The sequence below is a fragment of the Trinickia sp. NRRL B-1857 genome (assembly GCF_050470685.1).
Lineage (GTDB): Bacteria > Pseudomonadota > Gammaproteobacteria > Burkholderiales > Burkholderiaceae > Trinickia.
In genome coordinates this window covers 523,584-541,422 of sequence record NZ_JBFLUK010000011.1, presented here as the reverse complement: position 1 = coordinate 541,422, position 17,839 = coordinate 523,584, and the positions used below count along the sequence as shown (strand labels likewise).

Here is a 17,839-nt window from a genome sequence, read left to right as displayed (position 1 = left end):
GTTAACGAGGTCTTAATGCTTCAGTTGGAAGACATGCAACTGCTGCGTGCGCTCGGTGCGTCGCAATCGCTCGCTGCGGCCGCGCGGCTGTTGGACCTCACGCCGCCCGCCGTCACGGTACGGCTTCAACGCATCGAAGAACGTATAGGATTGCGTCTTGCCACACGCGCCGCCAGAGGGATTTCCCTCACTGAAGAGGGCCAGCGCTTGGTGCAGGAAGCCATCGACATTCTCGAGCGGATCGAATCCATCCCGTCGCGCATTTCCGGAGAGTCGAGCGGCGTGAGCGGCCATTTGCGTATCGTTGCGCCATTCGGATTCGGTCGTGAATTCGTCGCGCCGCTCGTTCGGGATCTGCATCGTTCGCATCCCAATCTCATGATTTCGCTCATCCTGGCCGAAAGTCCTCTCGATGCCGCGTCGGGCGCCGACGCGGTCATTTCCATCGGGCACATCAAAGGGTCCTCCTGGGTAGGACATTTTTTAGCCCCGAACGACCGCTTCCTTTGCGCAAGCCCTGCTTTGGCGCGAAGCCTCTCGAAACTCAAGCATCCGTCCGAGCTCACACGGCACCCTTACCTCACCCTGCGAGAAAACGATGAAGATGTGACCCGCCTGCGTTTCACTCAACACGATGCCGCGGGAAAACGAATTGGCAAGGCCGTAACGGTTCGGTTAAGCAGCGCATTGTCTTCGAACGACGGAACAGTGGTCAGAGACTGGGCGGTCGACGGTCTTGGCGTGGTCGCGCGATCAGAATGGGATTGTTCGCGGTTGATCGAAGAAGGAAAACTCAAACGCGTCTTGCCGGCATGGCGCCTCGAGCCGGCACCGGTGATCGCCTTGACGCCCACGCGCGAGGGTTTGACGATTCGTCAACGCGTGTTCCTGCAAGCCGCGAAGGAAGCATTCAATCCGGTGCCCTGGCGGGTTCGACATTGAGGTGCGCAAATCCTAAAGGAGAACTCAAGTCACAACGGCCAAACCCGGCGAAGCGCGCAGACGCGCGATGTCACGCGCCGGCGGTTCTCCAAAGTGACGCCGATATTCTCGCGTGAATTGCGAGGGGCTTTCGTAGCCTACGCAAAAGGCGGCCGTGGTAGCGTCGAGATCCTGCACCAGCATCAAGCTACGGGCTTCCTGTAGCCTGAGTTGTTTTTGGAATTGCAGCGGCGTCATGGCCGTCACGCCCCGAAAATGTTCGTGCAGGCTCGACGAACTCATTCCTACTTCCGCAGCAAGTCTCTCGATGCTGAATCGCTCCTTAAAGTTTTGTGCGATCCAAGCGATGGCGCGGCCGACCTGAGCCACCCGACCTTGGCTCGCGGTGATGTGACGCATCCTGACACCGTCGGGGCCGGTGAGTAAGCGATAGAGCATTTCTTGCTCGGCAAGCGGCCCGAGCACAGGCACCGCGGCCGGCTCGTCGAGCAAGCGCAGCAGACGCAGCGCCGCGTCGAGCAGACCCGCGTTGGCGGGGGAAACGGTCTTCCCTACGGGCGGAGCAGTCGATGCCGGCGGCGACGGCACACGCAACGTCAACTGCCCCAGCATGACGGGATCGAAATCGAGGTATAGACAGAGATAAGGCTTCTCAGGCGTCGCCTCGATCACTTGGCCCGTCACCGGCAGGTCGTGGGTCACGATCCCATAGCGCCCCGGCGCATATCTGAACACGTGATCGCCCAACGTGACCTCCTTTTGCCCCTGCACGACGAGGCACAGTTGCGGCCGGTACACATTCGGCATCGGCATCGTCACCGTGGAGGATCGAACAAGCGTGACACGTTCGATGGGGGTGGCATGAAAGCCATCCCTGGACGTATGCCGGGCAATCAGGGCCCCGATTTCTGTCAGTTTTTCCATGGATAAGACAATCGCACGGGTGCTGCAAGACGGCAATGCGAACCCGCGGTCTCTGGAGGATTGGGCAGCAATCTCGGTGAATCGGGCTACCGGTTCGGCCACGCAACGCATCACCATGTTCGCGCGTCTAGGTCACAGCAGGCTTAGCCGCTCAACAAGTATGGAGCGAAGATGACGATCGATAAACTTAAGAACCCCACGATAGCATTGGGCACCTGGGCGTGGGGCGATAGCGGCGAGACTGGCGACGGCTACTTCGGTAGCCGGCTGACTCAGTCGGGTTTGGAAGAAGTCGCAGACAGGGCCCACGCCGGAGGCTTCAGCCTGTGGGATACCGCCGTGGTATACGGTATGGGGCGTTCGGAGCGCATGCTCGGAAAGGTACTGAAACGCTACGCTCGCAATGACTATCAGCTCTCCACGAAATTCACTCCACAGGCTGCGGCAACCTGCGACCATCCGGTAGCGGACATGCTGGAACAAAGTCTAAGCCGCCTCGGTACCGACTACATCGATCTTTACTGGATTCACAATCCGGCCGATGTAGCACGCTGGACGCCTCAGCTGATCCCGTTGCTCGAAAACGGGAAGGTCAAGCATGTCGGCGTATCGAATCATAATCTGAGCCAGATCGAACTCGCCGACCGGATCTTACGCGGCGCCGGGTTCCGTATCGAAGCGGTGCAAAACCACTATAGCCTCCTGTACCGCAGCGCTGAAGATGCCGGCATCTTGGACTACTGCGGCAGCCAAGGCGTCCCGTTTTTCGCCTATATGGTGCTTGAACAGGGGGCCTTAAGCGGAAAGTACAGTCCGGAGCACCCTCTACCGGCAGGCAGCAATCGCGCCGAAATTTACAATGGCATGCTGCCTCAACTGACGGTGCTGACGGACAAGCTCGCCACGATCGGCCGGAGACAAGGCGCAGCAGCGCCCGACGTCGCGACAGCTTGGGCCATTGCCAAAGGTACGACACCGATCATCGGCGTGACCAAGCCCAACCATATCGATGGACTGACCCGCGCCGCCGGCATGACGCTTTCCAACGAGGACATTGCAGAACTGGAAGCGATCGCTGACGCAACAAATGTCAACACGCGCGGCTGGTGGGAGCAAGAGATGTAAATGTGCCCCCCTCCCCCCGCGGAACGCCCGATCGTCGACCGAATCGATCCGCCCCCTCTTCCCACTCAGCGAACGATTCCGGCGGATGCTTCAACCGCCGTTGAATCAATTTCATTGACGAATTTATATTCAATTAACCAATAAACCTACCAGAAAACGGGGGTTTATATGCTCATTGATTAGTCCAAGACAGTTGTTTTGATTTGACAATATTCGATTTCAACCTAGAATGAATTCCAACCCGAAATCAATTTCCATCAAACGACTATTTATCCAACCCCTTAATACATGAACACTACATCAGACGATCGCCCTATTGAATAGGTAGTTATTGTACGCCCGAAGATCTTTGATCGACGTTTGCTATTGCATGCGAACACAATAGCTGAGACGCAAGGCGCCCCTTGCGACTGCTCGATCAGTCTATTTCTCGTCATTTTTTCATTCAGGCAGCGTGTATACACCTTGCCGATTTCGGCATATTTGCCACGGCATACGGTCCGTCGTAGTTCCGAATATAGCTATTTACCGTCTATGTCCTCTAGCACGTAAATCGTGCCGGCATCGGCCCCGTTTTTTCTCGCCCTTCAAACATAGGAAATCAGATCATGAAACAGATTTTCGATAGGATTCGTGTTGAAAAGGCTGCGCTCCTAAGTCATCCGGTATTTGCACAACTCGAGGACATATCGGTACCGCAGATCAAGGAGCTGATGCGAATCTGGTCGCCGCTGCTGATTCATCTGGCCATGACATTCCGTGACATCAACAAGATGTACTACCACTACGAGAATCCCAAGACGGAGCTCGAGCGTGCGATCAACGCGCACGTCGACGTCGATGCCGAACACTGGCGGATGATGATTTCCGATATCAAGACGCTTGGCGTGAACAATCGCGCGACCGACTGCGAAACCGCGATCGGGATCATCTGGGACGACCTCGGCTACACCGTCCGAAAATACATGTATTCCCTGATTTCCCGCGCGCGCCGCTGCGGTAGCGATCCACTATTGAAGATGGCGCAAATGGAGGCGGGCGAAGCAACGTCCAAGGTCTTTTTCACGACATCGCGCAAGCTCGCAGCGATGTACGAAGAAGACACCGGCGCCGTGTTGCGCTATCTGGGCGCCGAGCACATCGACGACGAACTCGACCATTCGATCGATTCGTCGGTGTTCCTCAAGCAAGTGCTGTCCGACGAGATGCGGATGAAAGCCGTCGAGATCGTCGACGACCATTTCGCTAGTTTCCGCGAATTTCTCGATCACAAATACGAGATCAACAAGATTGCTCTGGCCGATATGAATACGATCGCCTAGCAGCCGAACCACGTCGTCGCTTCTTCGTTCGGACCGCGGCGTCGCTTGCGGGAAATATCACCCTTGGCCGGTTGTGCGCGGGCGCGCCCGCGGCGATCGCTCGCGTCTTTCCACCAGGAGGCAGTATGTCACTACCGCATCATACGAAGGTGCTCGTCATCGGCGGTGGCCCGGCCGGCGCCACCACCGCAGGTTTTCTGGCTAGAGAGGGGATCGAGGTGACGCTGCTCGATCGCGACGTGTTTCCGCGTTACCACATCGGCGAATCGTTGCTGCCGTCGTGCCTCGAAATCCTAGGTTTGATGGGTGCCCGCAAGCTCTTCGACAGCTACGGATTTCAGCGCAAGCCCGGTGCCTACTTCAACTGGAAAGGCGAGACCTGGACGCTCGATTTCGGCGAACTCGGCGGCTCCTTCCGGTACAGCTATCAGGTGCGGCGCGAGGAGTTCGATCATTTACTGCTGCACCATGCGCGCATGTTGGGCGCACGCGTATGCGAAGGCGTGACGGTGCAACAGTTGCAGTTCGAAGGCGGCCGCCCGCGCCGCGCGGTATGCGCGACGAAGGGAAGCGAGTCACTCTCGACGATAGAGTTCGATTTCCTGGTCGACGCGTCGGGACGCAAGGGGCTCATGTCGACGCAATATCTCGACAATCGAAAATATCACGACATCTTCCGAAACATTGCCGCGTGGGGGTACTGGGAGGACGTAACGTGGCCCGACGATTGCGCCGAGGGGGCGATCATCGTCAGTTCGATCCCCGACGGCTGGTGGTGGGGAATTCCCCTCTCGGACGGGCGCGTGAGCGTCGGGGTCGTCATGCACCGCGACGCATTCAGCGAAGCAAAAAAGACACGTACGCTCGAGCAGATCTATGACGACGCGATCGCGATGAGCCCTATCATCACGAACTTGACGAAGAACGGGCGACTCGCCACCTCGATAAAAGTCGAGCAAGATTATTCATACACGAGCGATCAGTTTTCAGGAGAGGGCTTTTTCCTGGCCGGCGACGCCGCATGCTTTCTCGATCCGCTGCTCTCGACGGGCGTGCATCTGGCCATGTACAGCGGCATGCTTTCGGCCGCTTCGATCGCGAGCATTTTGCGCGACGAGGTGACCGAACAAGAAGCCGGCACCTACTATGGAAATAGCTACCACCAGGCCTATTTGCGCTTCCTGGTATTCGTACAGACGTTCTACGAAGCCCACGGCAAGCTCGGCTATTACAGCAAGGCCGACGAACTTAGCCACTACACGCTCAAAGCCGGCGATATCCGCCGTGCATTCCTGAACCTCGTCTCGGGACTCGAAGACATCGCCGATGCCGAGCAGGTCACGTCGCACCTGATGGGCGAGATGGCTCGCCGCGTCGATGCAAACCTGGCCCTGCGCAAGGACAAGGGGGCGCTCACGACGGCAGTAGGCTCGAAAGAGGCCGAAGACAATGCGCGCTTCTTCGACGCCATCGAGGGGTTACCGTGCCTGTCGGAAGACATGGCCCTCGATGGTCTGTATGTGGCGACCAAACCAAGGCTTGGTCTCAAGCGCGTCGCAATTACCGTCTAAAGGCGCTTTGCCCATGTCCAATTGGATGCTTCAGCTCTGTCTGGCGATCGTTGCAACATCGGTGTGCGGCTCGTTGGCGCGTCGGCTTGGCCAGGGCAAGGTCGTCGGCGAGCTCGTCGCCGGCCTGCTGCTCGGGCCATCCGTACTCGGCGCAGTCGGCGGGGCTCACTATCACGCGCTATTCACCTCTACCTCGGCGGCGATACTCGCGAAACTCGGCGAACTCGGCCTAGTCTTTCTGATGTTCCAAACGGGCGCGCACATCGTCGGGGAGATACCGAAGACCCGCTCGGCTACCTGGACACCGGTCGCGATCGCCACCCTCGGTATGGCGTGTCCGTTCGTCATGGGGTGCGCTCTGGCTGCTTTCAGCAACGCTTCGCTTTCGTCGCCGAATGTGCCGCGCATCGCCTACGTGCTTTTTTGCGGCATCGCACTCTCAGTGTCGGCCTTGCCCGTGATGGCACGCATTATCGAGGAGGCCCACATCGCGGAGCATGCATCGGCGCGTCTGTCGATCCTCGCCGCGACGATCACCGATGCCGTCGGCTGGCTCATGCTTGCCAGCGTCGGCGCCATCGCAACATCGGCATTCTCGGCCCTATCGGCGTTGCACGGCATGCTGATGTTAGCGGGTTTCTTCGCCGTGTCGGTGACGATCGTGCGTGCGGCCGTGCTGGCGATGCTCGACGCCGCCAAGCGTTGGAGCGGCACTTCAGCGATGGTCGTTTGCGCGCTTTGCTACCTGTTGCTCTCGGCTTGGGCGGCAACGGCCTTCGGCTTTCATAGCGCGTTCGGTGCGCTCATCGCCGCCGTCAATATGTCGCGCAGGCGTGAGCTGCTACAGCTATGGCAGCGCCAGTTCTCAGGCCTCGCCGATCTGGTGCTCACGCCTCTGTTCTTCGTCAGCGCCGGCATGCAGGCACGCGTTTCGGCATTGCACTCACCCACGCTGTGGGGTTGGCTCATGCTCTTTTTCGTCGCCGGCATCGCCGGGAAGTTCGGCGGCTGCTATATCGGCGCTCGGTTGTGCGGTATCGATCACGAGCAGTCGCGCTTGATCGGCACGTTGATGAACAGCCGCGGCACCGTCGAGCTGATGGTGCTTAGCATCGGGCTGCAATTGCAGTTGATCAGCCCCTCGCTCTACACCGTCTTGCTCATTGCGACATTGATCATGACCGCGGTCAGCGCTCAATTCACGCACCGATGGGCACGGCATCGGCGGCACGCACTTCGCCCCGCTGCGGCGACTACCGGATAACGTTCTAGCTTCTAGGAAAACGAAACCATGGACGTGCCGAATGGATCGCGCCTACCGCCAGCCACGCTTGCCGCTCGCGGCATGGGCGCGCGTTGGTGGCCTATAGCCTTGTCGGAACAAGTGAGCGACCAAGCGCCACTCGGTGCGTTCTACGAGGGCGAACCCATCGTGTTGTATCGAGACGGGCAAGGACAGGTGCGCGCACTCGAAGACCGTTGCCCGCATCGACGTGCGCCCCTCTCTCTCGGGCGCGTCACGCCGGACGGACAACTGCAATGTGGATACCATGGCTGGACCTACGACGGCGTCTCGGGCATGTGTACGGCGATCCCCAACCTTTCGAAGGGCGAGCGCATACCGTCGCATTACATGGCGCAGCCCTACTGCGTGACCGAGCGCGACGGGTTCGTCTTCGTTCGCCGACAAGGTTTTGGGGAAAACGAGCCGCACGTCGCGCCATCGCGGGTGCCGCACGGCGGGCCGCGTTTTCGGGGTTGCACAACCGTAGCCACCCCGTACGACGAATATCTGGCCGCGCTGGCTGACGGCCCTCATTTACTGATTAGCCTCTCCGGCCTGCACATTACTAACTATGTGAGCGCGGACGCCTGCGAGCAAGATGGGCAGGTCGGGATCGAATGGGGTGTCGTTTCGGTCGCGAGACGGCGCAACCATCGCTTCGTAACCGACTATCCATGGACTCTCAGGCTATCGTGCGAACCGAACGGTGCATTGCTGAGCGTCGAACTCTTGACGCGCGACGAGCAGTTGGCCTTGATCGCCATGGTTGCCGTCTCGCCGGCCGCGCGTGGCACAACCGCTGTGAATTGGCGCGGCACGGTGCTGCCTGCCGCCGCCGGCCTCGGCCCCGCGCTGCTGCGAGCGCGCACGCGCCTCGGGGCCGCGCCGTTTCGAATGATCTCGAACATCGATGGTCATTTACTCGCGCGCCTCGCTCGATTGCACTCGACCTCGTGGATGCATCCTGGGCCCTCGGGTGCGACACAACCCGAGGTACCCACGGAGGCTGCATCCACCCCTCGACAGGAGACGATTCATGGCGGATCGAGTGTTTGACGAGGCGATTACCACACAACGCCTGCTCGAACAGGATTGGGTGCCTAGTCGATTCGATTTGCGCGATGCTTGGCAAAGCGTCGCTCATGCACGCGATATCGGCGAATATCCCATACGTCGGCAGATTCATGACGAGCCTTGCTATCTGTGGCGCATCAAGGGCAAGCTGCATGCATCGCATCGCGCCCCCCGCACGCCCTTGCTCCCTTACCCTGGCGCACAATCGGAGGACGCGCTGGGCTCCTACCCGGTGCTCGAACGTTACGGTTATGTCTGGGTGTGGTACGGCAATCCGAACCACGCACACGCCTCGCTCGTGCCGGACGTGCCGTTCTTGCCGCCGGCCGGCGGTTTGCCGGCTTACATGCTCGGCACGGTACGTTTCGATTGCTGCTCGCCTCTGTTGATCGAGAACTTGCTCGACCTCACGCATGCGGACTTCTTGCACGCAGGCGTGCTTGGCGACGCGCATTCCGACGAGGATCGAATCGAGGTGCAATACACCTCTGAAACCGTGACGATGATCCGCAACTGCGTCCACAAATCGGTCGCGCCGATCATGCGCTGGTTCGGCGGTGTGCGAGCGAAGTATCAGGATGTGCGGGCAGTGATCCACGTTCACGTGCGCAGTTCGGTCGCACTAGCCTATGGACGCTATTCGCCCGGAATCGATTTGAAGTTATTTCACCCGTGCGTACCCGAATCGCAGCACCGCTGCCGGCTCAATTTCGCGTTGGACGCGCGTTGTGCGCCCTTCCCGCTCCGATATTTGATGCCGATGACGCCTTACGTGGTGGGCCCGCAAGACAACGTGATGGTCGGGCCGCAAAGTAGCCGCTATGCGCAGCCGTCGCAAAGGCGCGACTTGTTCTCGCGGTTCGACGGCGCCGGCGCTCGCTATCGATTTCTCATGCAACAGATTGCCAGGCGGCAAGCGGCGGGAGACTTCGCGTACGCGCCGGACGCTCACCCCGGGCGGGATGTGCGGGCCTTGTTGGGCATGCCGGTGTGAACCGAACCGTATCGATCATCGACTTGGAGACAACATGGAGAAGATGCGTAGCGGTACCCGGGACGCGCAGGGCCGGCTGCGCGGGAAGGTTGCGCTCGTGACCGGGGTTGGCGGCGGCATCGGCAAAGGATGTGCGCTGAAGTTTGCCGAGGCCGGCGCGATTGTGATCGGCTGTGACATCGACGCGCGCGCGGCCGAAGCGACACAAACACAAGCGGACAAACTCGGACTATCGATCGACATCGTCACACCTTGTGATTTAACAAAAGCAACCGACGTCGCGCGCTTCATCGATCAAGGGGGAAAGCGTTACGACCGGATAGACGTACTCGTCAATGCAGGTGCTCGCGCACCGGATACCGCGCCGCTCACCGAACTCGACTATGAAGGTCAGTGGTCGCCGACGCTCGTTGGCGAGGTCGATATCGTCTTTCATGCGTGCCGGTTTGCATGGCCGTATCTCAAGCGAAGTCGGTCCGCGTCGATCGTCAATTTCGCGTCGGTTGCCGCGTTTCGCGCATCGACGGTCTTCGGGATGACCGCACATTGCGCCGCGAAGGGAGCGGTGCTCGCGATGACGCGGCAACTCGCCGTGGAAGGCGCTCCGACGATTCGTGCCAATACGATTTCCCCCGGCTTGGTGATGACGCCGGCCACGCAAAGCGCATTCGCCAACGACGAGACCGCACGCGAGCGCATGTTGGCACGCATTCCGCTTCGGCGCTTCGGAACGCCAGAGGACGTCGCGTGGTCTGCGCTGTTTCTCGCCTCCGACGAGTCCAGTTGGGTCACGGGGGCAAATTTTGTTGTGGACGGCGGCATACTGACTTGTTGAACCGAGGCCGAAATCCAGGTGGCCGGGCCCCGTTGATATTCGGCGACGGTACGCTGACGCGAGATCGCGGCCCACGGCAACATAGTCCGGGCAGGCAGGGTAGCCACGCCAGGACTATGAAGCTTCTCAAGTTATTTCGTACAAGCGCTTAGAGATCTGATTGACTCTTCCAGAATTTCCCTCGCATTCGTAGCAAAATCCTCGGATCTCCATGCGATTACGCCGTCAGGCCGTACGAGCACCGCACCAGTCGGCGATACGCCAAAGCGCTGATCGAATGGCGCATCTGCTGGAAACGCTACGTCGACACCAACGAGAACGGCCTTAAACGGTAGCGGCAGCCGGGCGTCGGCTTCGCGCGCTGCGTCGAACCAGCGAACGTCTTGCGTCAGCAGAACCAACTCATGCGCAAACAGGTCGAGCGTCGAAACTCGCTGTCCATCCTGCTCGATCCACACATGGGGAGCGCGGGTTCCCGGCTGCCCCGCCCAGTCGTCCGGACTTGCGGCCGGCGGCAAGTCCGCTCCGGCACCGATGACCGAAAAGGAACGGTGCAGTTGCCCAAGCTCCATCGCGTCGTTGCCATACAGCATCTCGCCCTTCAGCGCTTCACCCACCCACGCGGCATAGTCGGGGCGGGCAAAGGTCTGCTGGTGCCTGAGCCAGCCGATGGGTTGCCGTTCATCGCTATAGGTGTCGAGCAAGCGGGGAGACGAGTGCCCCTTCAGCACCCATTCGAGCTTCCATGCTAGGTTCCAGACGTCGTCGATGCCGGTGTTCGCGCCAAAGCCGCCACGCGTCGGAGGCAGTTGGTGCGCCGCGTCGCCGGCAAGGAAAATCCGCCCCTCCCGGTAGCGATCGGCGATTCGCCCCGCCATCTCCCAGCGGCCGGTCGTAAGAATGTCGAACGCAAAGTCCGCACCGAGCGCCATGCGGACCAGCTCGCCGGGCTCAACTTCGCTGAACTCTTTGGCATCGTCAAACATCAGCACCCAGCGGCCATCGCCGTAGGTTGTCAGGAAGCCGCGAAAGTCGGCTTGTTCGATGTTGAATTGCTGTATGCCTTTCGCAAGAATGGGATCGGCTTCCGGGCACCGGAACAGAATGCTGCGCAGGGTACGCAAGTGACCTACGCCACGCCGTTGGATACCGAGCGATTCACGGATCGCGCTATCCGCGCCATCCGCCGCGATCACGTAGTCGGCCGTGATGCGGTACACGTTTTGGGTGTCGCGCTCCCGGACTTCGACGCTGACGCCGTCTGCGTATTGTTCGAAGCCGAGCATCTCCACGCCCAGACGCAGGTCGGCACCGTGGGCAGCGGCTGCCGCGCGCAGGATGGGTTCGAGCTTGTCCTGGGCCATTGCCGCTCCGGTGGACGGCGACGCCATGCCCGTATGCTGGCCGTCTTGCCCCGGGGTCCAGTCAGACTCGCCATACCACTCGCCGGCCAGGCTGGCTGCACGGACACGGCGCAGACGCGTTCCCGCCGGGACTTCGGGGATCTGGCCGGCAATACCGACAGTCCGGTAAAACTCGAGCGTGCGCTCAGTGAAGCCGGTGGCCCGAGGATGGGGCGAACTTCCCAGATGCTTTTCGATCACGACAGGCCGGATTCCTCGCCAGGCGAGAAACATTGCGGCGGAAAGTCCGACCAGGCTACCGCCAACGATCAAGACAGAGGTGCGTTCGGTAGCTGAAATATTTGGCATGATTCGTCCTTCTTGAGGATGCCGCGGCGCGGCGAAGGACGAACGAAGCTTCTCGGAAAACGGAAAATGCAGCGGTAAGCAGCCAACTTCCGACGAGAAGACGACGTACGTCCGCCTTCCGTCGCGGTCCGCGGCCCTCAACAAGGGCTGGATTGTGGCTCCCGAGCATCTGGAGCTGACCGGGGCTTACCAAACCGGTCCACCATTTTCGACGTTCCGAGCATAAGGAAAAGACATTCATTACGCAAGCGTAACGCACTGCCGATAACAGATAGTGGATCGCCTACCCCGGATAGGCTTCCGTTAGCCTCGATCTTCAAAGCTTCAAGCGTTTCTTGGTCAAAGCCTCGAGCTTGTTCCTTCGCACCATCTCGATAAGATGCTCGAGGGTCGGTGAACCGCGGTATATCTCGAGGTAGATTGAAAATTGCTCTATCGCAGACTTCGATGGTCGGTCCTGCTCCAAACCCGCTAGTTCGCGGGCTCGGACTAGACCTACCTCAATGGCGATGCCACGCGTTTCATACCAATCGGCGGCAGCTTCCGGCTGGAGCGTTTCTTCTGAGTGTTGTCGGATGCCATTGAGCACAGAGCGCGCCGTTTCAGCCGCTTGCATCAAAGCATCCCTATTATCGAGTAGTTGAGTGAGCGCTACTCCCCTTGCAAAGGACTCCACCTCCTCGGCGTTTGCCGGGCCGGTAGAGTGAATAAATCGGTCGATAACCTCGCTAGCCACTCTGGCCTCGGACGGCGTCGCACTAAGCCACCATTTTGAGCTGTTGGACATCGACCTTCCGGCACGCTTGTTGGATGAGTTCATTGCACGGATCCACCGTTCACGATTAACGATTCAATAGCCTTGTAGAAAGTTATCGAATCGATTTTCTTTAGAACCTTATTTACCCAATAATGTTTAAAATCATAAGTCATTCGATCCGCGTCTCGCAGATAGTCAACTGCACTACGATGAAAGTGATGTCGCAGAACGTTGCCCTCCATCACCCATTTTCGCGGCGTCGGGATGAGCATCGCTAACTTGCCATGGATCCCGTGATGCACCTTCAAAGGCTCGTCCCAATTTTGAAGCCAGGAGGCACTGGGCTCTAGGAGGAGACCGGCGGGTTCTGCCTCCTTAGCCATCCAGCGCAGCGCAATGTTCGAAAGACCGTCCTCCCCGACTTCATACCCGCCACCGACATCCGCGTGGGCGCCTGCGAACCACACTTCTTTGATATCGCGACTGTCGTCATACTTGAACAAAAGCGGTTCGAACGGACTGCGCACTTCATGCAACGCGAGCGCGTGTCGTGCCGTCATCACAGCCGGAGGAGTATCAGCCTGATGATGCTCCGTGAATGGCGCCGTGAACCATTCCAGCCTTGACGGAAGGCCGAGTGACGCCACGGTATCCCAAACGCCTAGAAAGTGTGTTGGGACATAGAACGGACTATCCTCATATGCGATTCGATGGCCAGTCAACGCATAAAGAAACGCTGCCAGCTTCGACTGAGACGGGTCTTGACTCATCTCATAGAGTTCGTATGCTTCCTCGACCTTGTCGAGCTTATCGGCCAGAAGCAGGCCGACGTAGCCGATGAAGCCGGCAAGCGAACGCGCGGCAAAGGCGCCTCGACTGAAGCCGAAGAGGAAGAGTTTATCCTTGCGGTGCTTGTCGAAATTCTTGACGATGAAGCTGTAAGCGCCTCTAATTCGAGCAGTTGTCCCCTTCCCAAACGTGAAGTTGACCCGCTTCTACGGACGGATTTGCAGTAGCGATCGATATGTGATTTAACCTCCGTTAAGCGGTAAGTCGCGGGTTGTCCACGGACGGGCGGCGGGTCGCCTGTCACGACCACGACGACGCCCGGCGGTGGGCAACCCGCACGGGGACATGATTTCGTTTTTTGTGTGCTCGTCTTCGAACTCGAGCGGCGAGTGGTAGCCGATGCTGCTGTGCAGGCGGCGCAGGTTGTACCAGCCCTCGAGGAACCAGAACAAACGTCCTCGCGCCTGTTCGTGCGTATCGAAGTGCTCGCGCATAAGCAGTTCCGATTCGAGCGTGCCGAAGAAGGATTCGCACATCGCGTTGTCGTAACAGTCGCCAGCCGTACCCATCGAAGGCTGCACACAGGCTTCACGACAGCGCCGTCCGAAGGCAATCGACGTATATTGGGCGCATTCAACCGGTCGTCGCAACACCGAATTGTTGAACAGTTTTTAGGTGCTCGTCCAGAGCTTCAGCAGGTGTCCTCCAGCCGAGCGTTTTCCGCGGCCTGCTGTTCAGTGTATTGGCGACGGCTTGAAGCTCGCGAGCACCCCACCGCGATAGATCTGTGCCTTTCGGGAAGTATTGTCGTAGAAGGCCGTTCGTGTTTTCGTTCGTGCCGCGCTGCCACGGGCTGTGAGGGTCGGCAAAGAAGACCTTTACACCAGACTCGATTGTGAAGCGGGCGTGATCGGACAGTTCCTTGCCACGATCCCACGTCAATGATCGCCACAACTGGGCAGGCAGGTCCGTCACGGTTTTCTTGAGTGCGTTGGCCATAGTGACAGCTCCGTAGCCGGCCAGCGCGGGCCCGTTTTTCGTGCGTGGAATCAGCCCATAGTCTTTTTCACGAGGCAGATGTACGAGCACAGTGAAACGGCTTGATCTCTCTACCAACGTTCCAATAGCGGATCGGTTCAGGCCGATGAGCAGGTCCCCCTCCCAATGGCCCGGCACAGCCCGATCTTCCGCCTCGGCAGGGCGGCTGGAAATCATCACGTTCTCGCTCACGTGCGCCCATGCCTTGGCTTGCGCCCTGGCTCTGGGAACGCGCAACGCACGGCCGGTGCGCAGGCAGCCTACCAGCTCGCGCTTGAGCGCGCCGCGTCCTTGAATGTAGAGGGCCTGGTAAATGGCTTCGTGAGAGATACGCATGGACTTATCATCGGGGAAGTCGATTTGCAATCGATTGGCAATCTGTTCGGGTGACCAGCCATTAACCCATTTGCGATCACCGCGATGGGGTTTGTTTCGCCCCTTGAACGGTGCTTGTCGCGGCCCGGCAATCTCACGGCCATCAGCGTCGTGCACCTTGCCCTCCAGGCGTTCCTGCACGTAGCGGTGAAGCCGCACATTGGTCGCCAGTTTCGTCGACTTTGGTCGTTTGGCGAATCGTTCCGCTTTCCACTGCGCGACTGAAGCACGATACTCAAGGCAGCCACTACGTGTTGCGGCATTGCGCGTGAGCTCTCTCGACACGGTCGATGGGCTGCGTTCTATGCGGCGGGCGATTTCGCGCACCCCGAGGCCCTGGACGGAGAGCAATGCGATCTCTTCTCGTTCGGCAAATGACAAGTACCTACCCGATATAGGTTTCGACATAAATAGTGGCATGCCGCCACGATAGCGGAACCAGCGCGAGCCTACCGCCTGAGATACGCCAACTGCCTCTGCTGCTCTTTCGCTTGTGATGCCGGTGGCGATTTGCTTCCAAAATAGACGCTCGGTTTCATGCCGAAGCGACGGCGCGCCCGGCGAGTGCATCGCTCCTCGCCCCGTCAACTGATATCCGCGTCCTGCACTTCTACCCATGCAACACCTCCTCGACTAAAGGTGTTGCGACGACCGGTTGAATGCGCCTTGGCAGCCCTGATCGGAATGCAGAATGACCCCGCGAGCTCGACGTTGCGCGAGCGCCATATCGAGCGCACGCAGCATCAGTTCCGTGTACAGATGATTGGACATTGCCCAGCCTACGATGCGGCGGCTGAACACATCGAGCACGACGGCCAGATACAGGAATCCCTCGCCGGTTGGAATGTAGGTGGCGTCTGCAACCCACAGCACGTTCGGCGCTGCGGCGCTGAAGTGGCGACGCACCAGATCAGGGGCACGCCGTGCTCCCGCGCGTTGTCGCGTAGTGCATTTCCATTGCCTGCGACTAGCCCCGCACAGGCCGGCCAGACGCATGAGTCGCGCGACGCGCTTGCGCCCGACATGCACGCCTTCGCGTTTGAGCTGGGCATGGATACGCGGCGCGCCATAGGTGCCGCGCGAACTGGCGTGCAGCATGCGAATGCGCGAGAGCAACTGCGCATCGCTGCATGCCTGCCTCGAGGGTTCCCGCACGAGCCACGCGTAGTAGCCGCTGGTGGAGACTCGCAGCAGCCGCGCCATCGTGGCAATGGGCCAGCGGGCCCGGTTCGCTTTCATGAATCCGTACCCTTCGGCGGTACGGCCCCCGTCTCCCGAGCGAACCAGGCAGCCGCGTGAGAGAGTATGTCGCGCTCCATCTCGAGTTGGCGCACCTTACGACGCAGCCGCGCCAATTCCTGCCGCTCGGCCGTCGTCAGTCCGTCCTGGCGCACGCCCGAATCGCGATCGGCCTGCACGACCCAGTTGATGATGCTTTGCGCCGTCGGCTCGAACTCGCGCGCCAATTCCTCAGGCGTACGTCCCGCCTTCACCAACTCCACCATCTGCGCCCGGAACTCCGCCGGGTACGCCTTCCGATGCTTGCCCATAACGGCACCTCCTCTTCAAAAAGAATAGGTGTCCGTTTTCGCGGGTCAACTTCAACGCACCACCAAGGATGTTCCGACTGAAGGGCGCCATCCCAATTGAAAACTCCTGATTGAGGAGGCGCGCAAGCTCTCGATCGTAGTCAGCCTCTTTCAAGGAACTCGCTTCGGCTGTGGGCTTTCTTCCCACGCCGGGAATGTACAGTTTCCGGTGCTCTCGACCTTCGATCAGGCCGACGCGAGTAGCGTCGAATAGTTTGCGGACGTTGGTTTTCGCCTTCTCCTTATCGCTATTCCAGGTGCCGTCGATGAACACATAGACGTTCTGCGGGATTGTCGACGCCTCGATCATGCGCGCTCCGGTTTCGATGTGGCTCTCATGGGCGAAATGAAAATCACCCACTGCGTGTACGATTGTTTGTCTTTCCGCGAGCGCGACCGATCAGCCAGATCATCGGGGGCACGTGTTGCCGCGATGATCTGGTTCGGTACATACACCCCCGCACCGCGATGGCCAGGCATGATGGCCGGTCCGCCGAAAGCGCCTGCGGTCTCGTCTTCCGTCAATCAAGGGCCGCCGACCGCACTGCCGAAAAGCCCGTTATGCGATTTTTTGCAAATCGGTGATCTCGAGCGATGCCCGGCCGTCTAGAACTGACGACAGCTTTTGGAACGCCGCCCCTTCGGCGTGTGCCTTGAGCGCCTGCGCGTCGCGCCACTGCTCGATCATCACGAACCTTCCGGGCTTCGACTGATCCTGGTGCAGATCGTACTGAATGCATCCGGGCTCGGTGCGCACCGCGGGCACGGCCGATTGCAGTGCCTGCCCGACGGCGTCCGCATGAGCCGGTTCCGCGGTGATCACTGCGATGATGAATTTGATAGTCATACGCGAATTTCCTTTCAACAATGTGATGAGCGAAGGGGTATGGCAACCGCCTTTGCGATACGTGTCTTCGCTTCGTCGCTCTACGCAACCGCAACGAGCCAAGGCCGCGAGCTGACCGACGAGGGGCCGCACCGAATCGGCCCGCGCGGTTGCGCAACGATTTCGACAGGCACCTTCCGCGCCGGATCAAACGCTTTCGTTAAGTACCGCGTCTTGTATCACATGATCAGCCTGAGCGGCGTCCTGTAAAAGACGCGAAATGCAATGTCAGTTTCAACATTTTATTGAAAACGGCCTGTGGCTTCACGCGAGGATACAGGTCAGGCGAGAAATGCGTAAGGCTATGAAGCTAGGCAATTCACGCTTGGCGGCGTTGGGCGGCTATCGGGCCATAAGCGGTCCGTCGATACCACCTGCATGGGGGAGCGCTATCGGCTTTCCCAGGCGAATTCGGTACACTCACCATTCAAAGTCCGAGCGCCTTAATCTTGTACTGGAAAAATGATGAAACATGCCAGCGCAACCGCCCTTGACCGCCTCGAAAACGTCTTACGTGATCTACGTACACTACCGGGCATGAAAGAGACATCGCGAGGCGTGTTTTATCGTGGGGGCAGGGCCTTCCTGCACTTTCACGAGGACCCAACAGGACTGTACGCC

General features: G+C 59.5%; 19 protein-coding genes. 9 read left to right on the top strand and 10 right to left on the bottom strand.

Annotated features, from left to right (window positions below; genetic code table 11):
• Positions 1-15 precede the first annotated feature (15 nt).
• Entirely contained in the window at positions 16-942 is a 927-nt protein-coding gene (locus tag AB1286_RS23500) for a LysR substrate-binding domain-containing protein (protein ID WP_430365649.1), read from the top strand.
• A 24-nt stretch (positions 943-966) separates the two neighbouring features.
• On the opposite strand, the gene AB1286_RS23495 is transcribed toward AB1286_RS23500, so the two are convergent.
• Positions 967-1,866: an AraC family transcriptional regulator gene (locus AB1286_RS23495; protein ID WP_430365648.1), complete on the bottom strand. Its 900-nt coding sequence runs from the start codon at positions 1,864-1,866 to the stop codon at positions 967-969.
• A gap of 171 nt (positions 1,867-2,037) precedes the next feature.
• Between AB1286_RS23495 and AB1286_RS23490 the strand changes: the two genes are divergently transcribed.
• The 7 genes from AB1286_RS23490 (at position 2,038) to AB1286_RS23460 (ending at position 10,072) form a co-directional block, all read left to right on the top strand.
• Positions 2,038-2,991 (top strand): aldo/keto reductase, encoded by a 954-nt coding sequence (locus tag AB1286_RS23490; protein ID WP_430365647.1) that lies wholly within the window; start codon positions 2,038-2,040, stop codon positions 2,989-2,991.
• 608 nt (positions 2,992-3,599) lie between these two features.
• Positions 3,600-4,313 (top strand): hypothetical protein, encoded by a 714-nt coding sequence (locus tag AB1286_RS23485; protein ID WP_430365646.1) that lies wholly within the window; start codon positions 3,600-3,602, stop codon positions 4,311-4,313.
• A 125-nt stretch (positions 4,314-4,438) separates the two neighbouring features.
• Positions 4,439-5,884, top strand: a complete 1,446-nt coding sequence (locus AB1286_RS23480; protein ID WP_430365645.1) for an NAD(P)/FAD-dependent oxidoreductase — start codon at positions 4,439-4,441, stop codon at positions 5,882-5,884.
• A 13-nt stretch (positions 5,885-5,897) separates the two neighbouring features.
• Complete coding sequence (locus AB1286_RS23475; RefSeq protein ID WP_430365644.1) at positions 5,898-7,148, top strand: cation:proton antiporter; 1,251 nt, start codon at positions 5,898-5,900, stop codon at positions 7,146-7,148.
• A 27-nt stretch (positions 7,149-7,175) separates the two neighbouring features.
• Positions 7,176-8,225 carry a Rieske 2Fe-2S domain-containing protein gene (locus tag AB1286_RS23470; RefSeq protein WP_430365643.1) on the top strand — a complete coding sequence of 350 codons (1,050 nt, stop codon included), beginning with the start codon at positions 7,176-7,178 and terminating at the stop codon, positions 8,223-8,225.
• Positions 8,206-9,237, top strand: coding sequence for an oxygenase (locus tag AB1286_RS23465; protein WP_430365642.1), 1,032 nt, complete (start codon positions 8,206-8,208; stop codon positions 9,235-9,237). Before AB1286_RS23470 ends, AB1286_RS23465 begins: the two co-directional genes overlap by 20 nt.
• A 34-nt stretch (positions 9,238-9,271) precedes the next feature.
• Positions 9,272-10,072 carry an SDR family NAD(P)-dependent oxidoreductase gene (locus tag AB1286_RS23460; RefSeq protein WP_430365641.1) on the top strand — a complete coding sequence of 267 codons (801 nt, stop codon included), beginning with the start codon at positions 9,272-9,274 and terminating at the stop codon, positions 10,070-10,072.
• 131 nt (positions 10,073-10,203) lie between these two features.
• On the opposite strand, the gene AB1286_RS23455 is transcribed toward AB1286_RS23460, so the two are convergent.
• The 9 genes from AB1286_RS23455 to AB1286_RS23415 form a co-directional block, all read right to left on the bottom strand.
• Positions 10,204-11,784 (bottom strand): FAD-dependent monooxygenase, encoded by a 1,581-nt coding sequence (locus tag AB1286_RS23455; RefSeq protein WP_430365640.1) that lies wholly within the window; start codon positions 11,782-11,784, stop codon positions 10,204-10,206.
• 316 nt (positions 11,785-12,100) lie between these two features.
• On the bottom strand, positions 12,101-12,604 hold the full coding sequence (locus tag AB1286_RS23450) for a hypothetical protein (RefSeq protein ID WP_430365639.1): 504 nt from the start codon (positions 12,602-12,604) through the stop codon (positions 12,101-12,103).
• Positions 12,601-13,473: a phospholipase effector Tle1 domain-containing protein gene (locus AB1286_RS23445; protein ID WP_430367291.1), complete on the bottom strand. Its 873-nt coding sequence runs from the start codon at positions 13,471-13,473 to the stop codon at positions 12,601-12,603. The genes AB1286_RS23450 and AB1286_RS23445 overlap by 4 nt, the downstream gene beginning before the upstream one ends.
• A 99-nt stretch (positions 13,474-13,572) precedes the next feature.
• Positions 13,573-13,911: an integrase core domain-containing protein gene (locus AB1286_RS23440; RefSeq protein WP_430365638.1), complete on the bottom strand. Its 339-nt coding sequence runs from the start codon at positions 13,909-13,911 to the stop codon at positions 13,573-13,575.
• Positions 13,912-13,963: 52 nt separating this feature from the next.
• Positions 13,964-15,361 (bottom strand): IS30 family transposase, encoded by a 1,398-nt coding sequence (locus tag AB1286_RS23435; protein WP_430364291.1) that lies wholly within the window; start codon positions 15,359-15,361, stop codon positions 13,964-13,966.
• Between the two features lie 15 nt (positions 15,362-15,376).
• Positions 15,377-15,982 (bottom strand): IS3 family transposase, encoded by a 606-nt coding sequence (locus tag AB1286_RS23430; RefSeq protein WP_430365637.1) that lies wholly within the window; start codon positions 15,980-15,982, stop codon positions 15,377-15,379.
• Positions 15,979-16,248, bottom strand: a complete 270-nt coding sequence (locus tag AB1286_RS23425) for a transposase (protein ID WP_430365636.1) — start codon at positions 16,246-16,248, stop codon at positions 15,979-15,981. Before AB1286_RS23425 ends, AB1286_RS23430 begins: the two co-directional genes overlap by 4 nt.
• Positions 16,214-16,693 (bottom strand): hypothetical protein, encoded by a 480-nt coding sequence (locus AB1286_RS23420; protein WP_430365635.1) that lies wholly within the window; start codon positions 16,691-16,693, stop codon positions 16,214-16,216. The genes AB1286_RS23425 and AB1286_RS23420 overlap by 35 nt, the downstream gene beginning before the upstream one ends.
• 198 nt (positions 16,694-16,891) lie before the next feature.
• Positions 16,892-17,179: a putative quinol monooxygenase gene (locus AB1286_RS23415; protein WP_430365634.1), complete on the bottom strand. Its 288-nt coding sequence runs from the start codon at positions 17,177-17,179 to the stop codon at positions 16,892-16,894.
• 39 nt (positions 17,180-17,218) lie between these two features.
• Here AB1286_RS23415 and AB1286_RS23410 point away from each other — a divergent pair, with 39 nt between their 5' ends.
• Positions 17,219-17,428: a hypothetical protein gene (locus AB1286_RS23410; protein ID WP_430365633.1), complete on the top strand. Its 210-nt coding sequence runs from the start codon at positions 17,219-17,221 to the stop codon at positions 17,426-17,428.
• Positions 17,429-17,839: the final 411 nt, after the last annotated feature.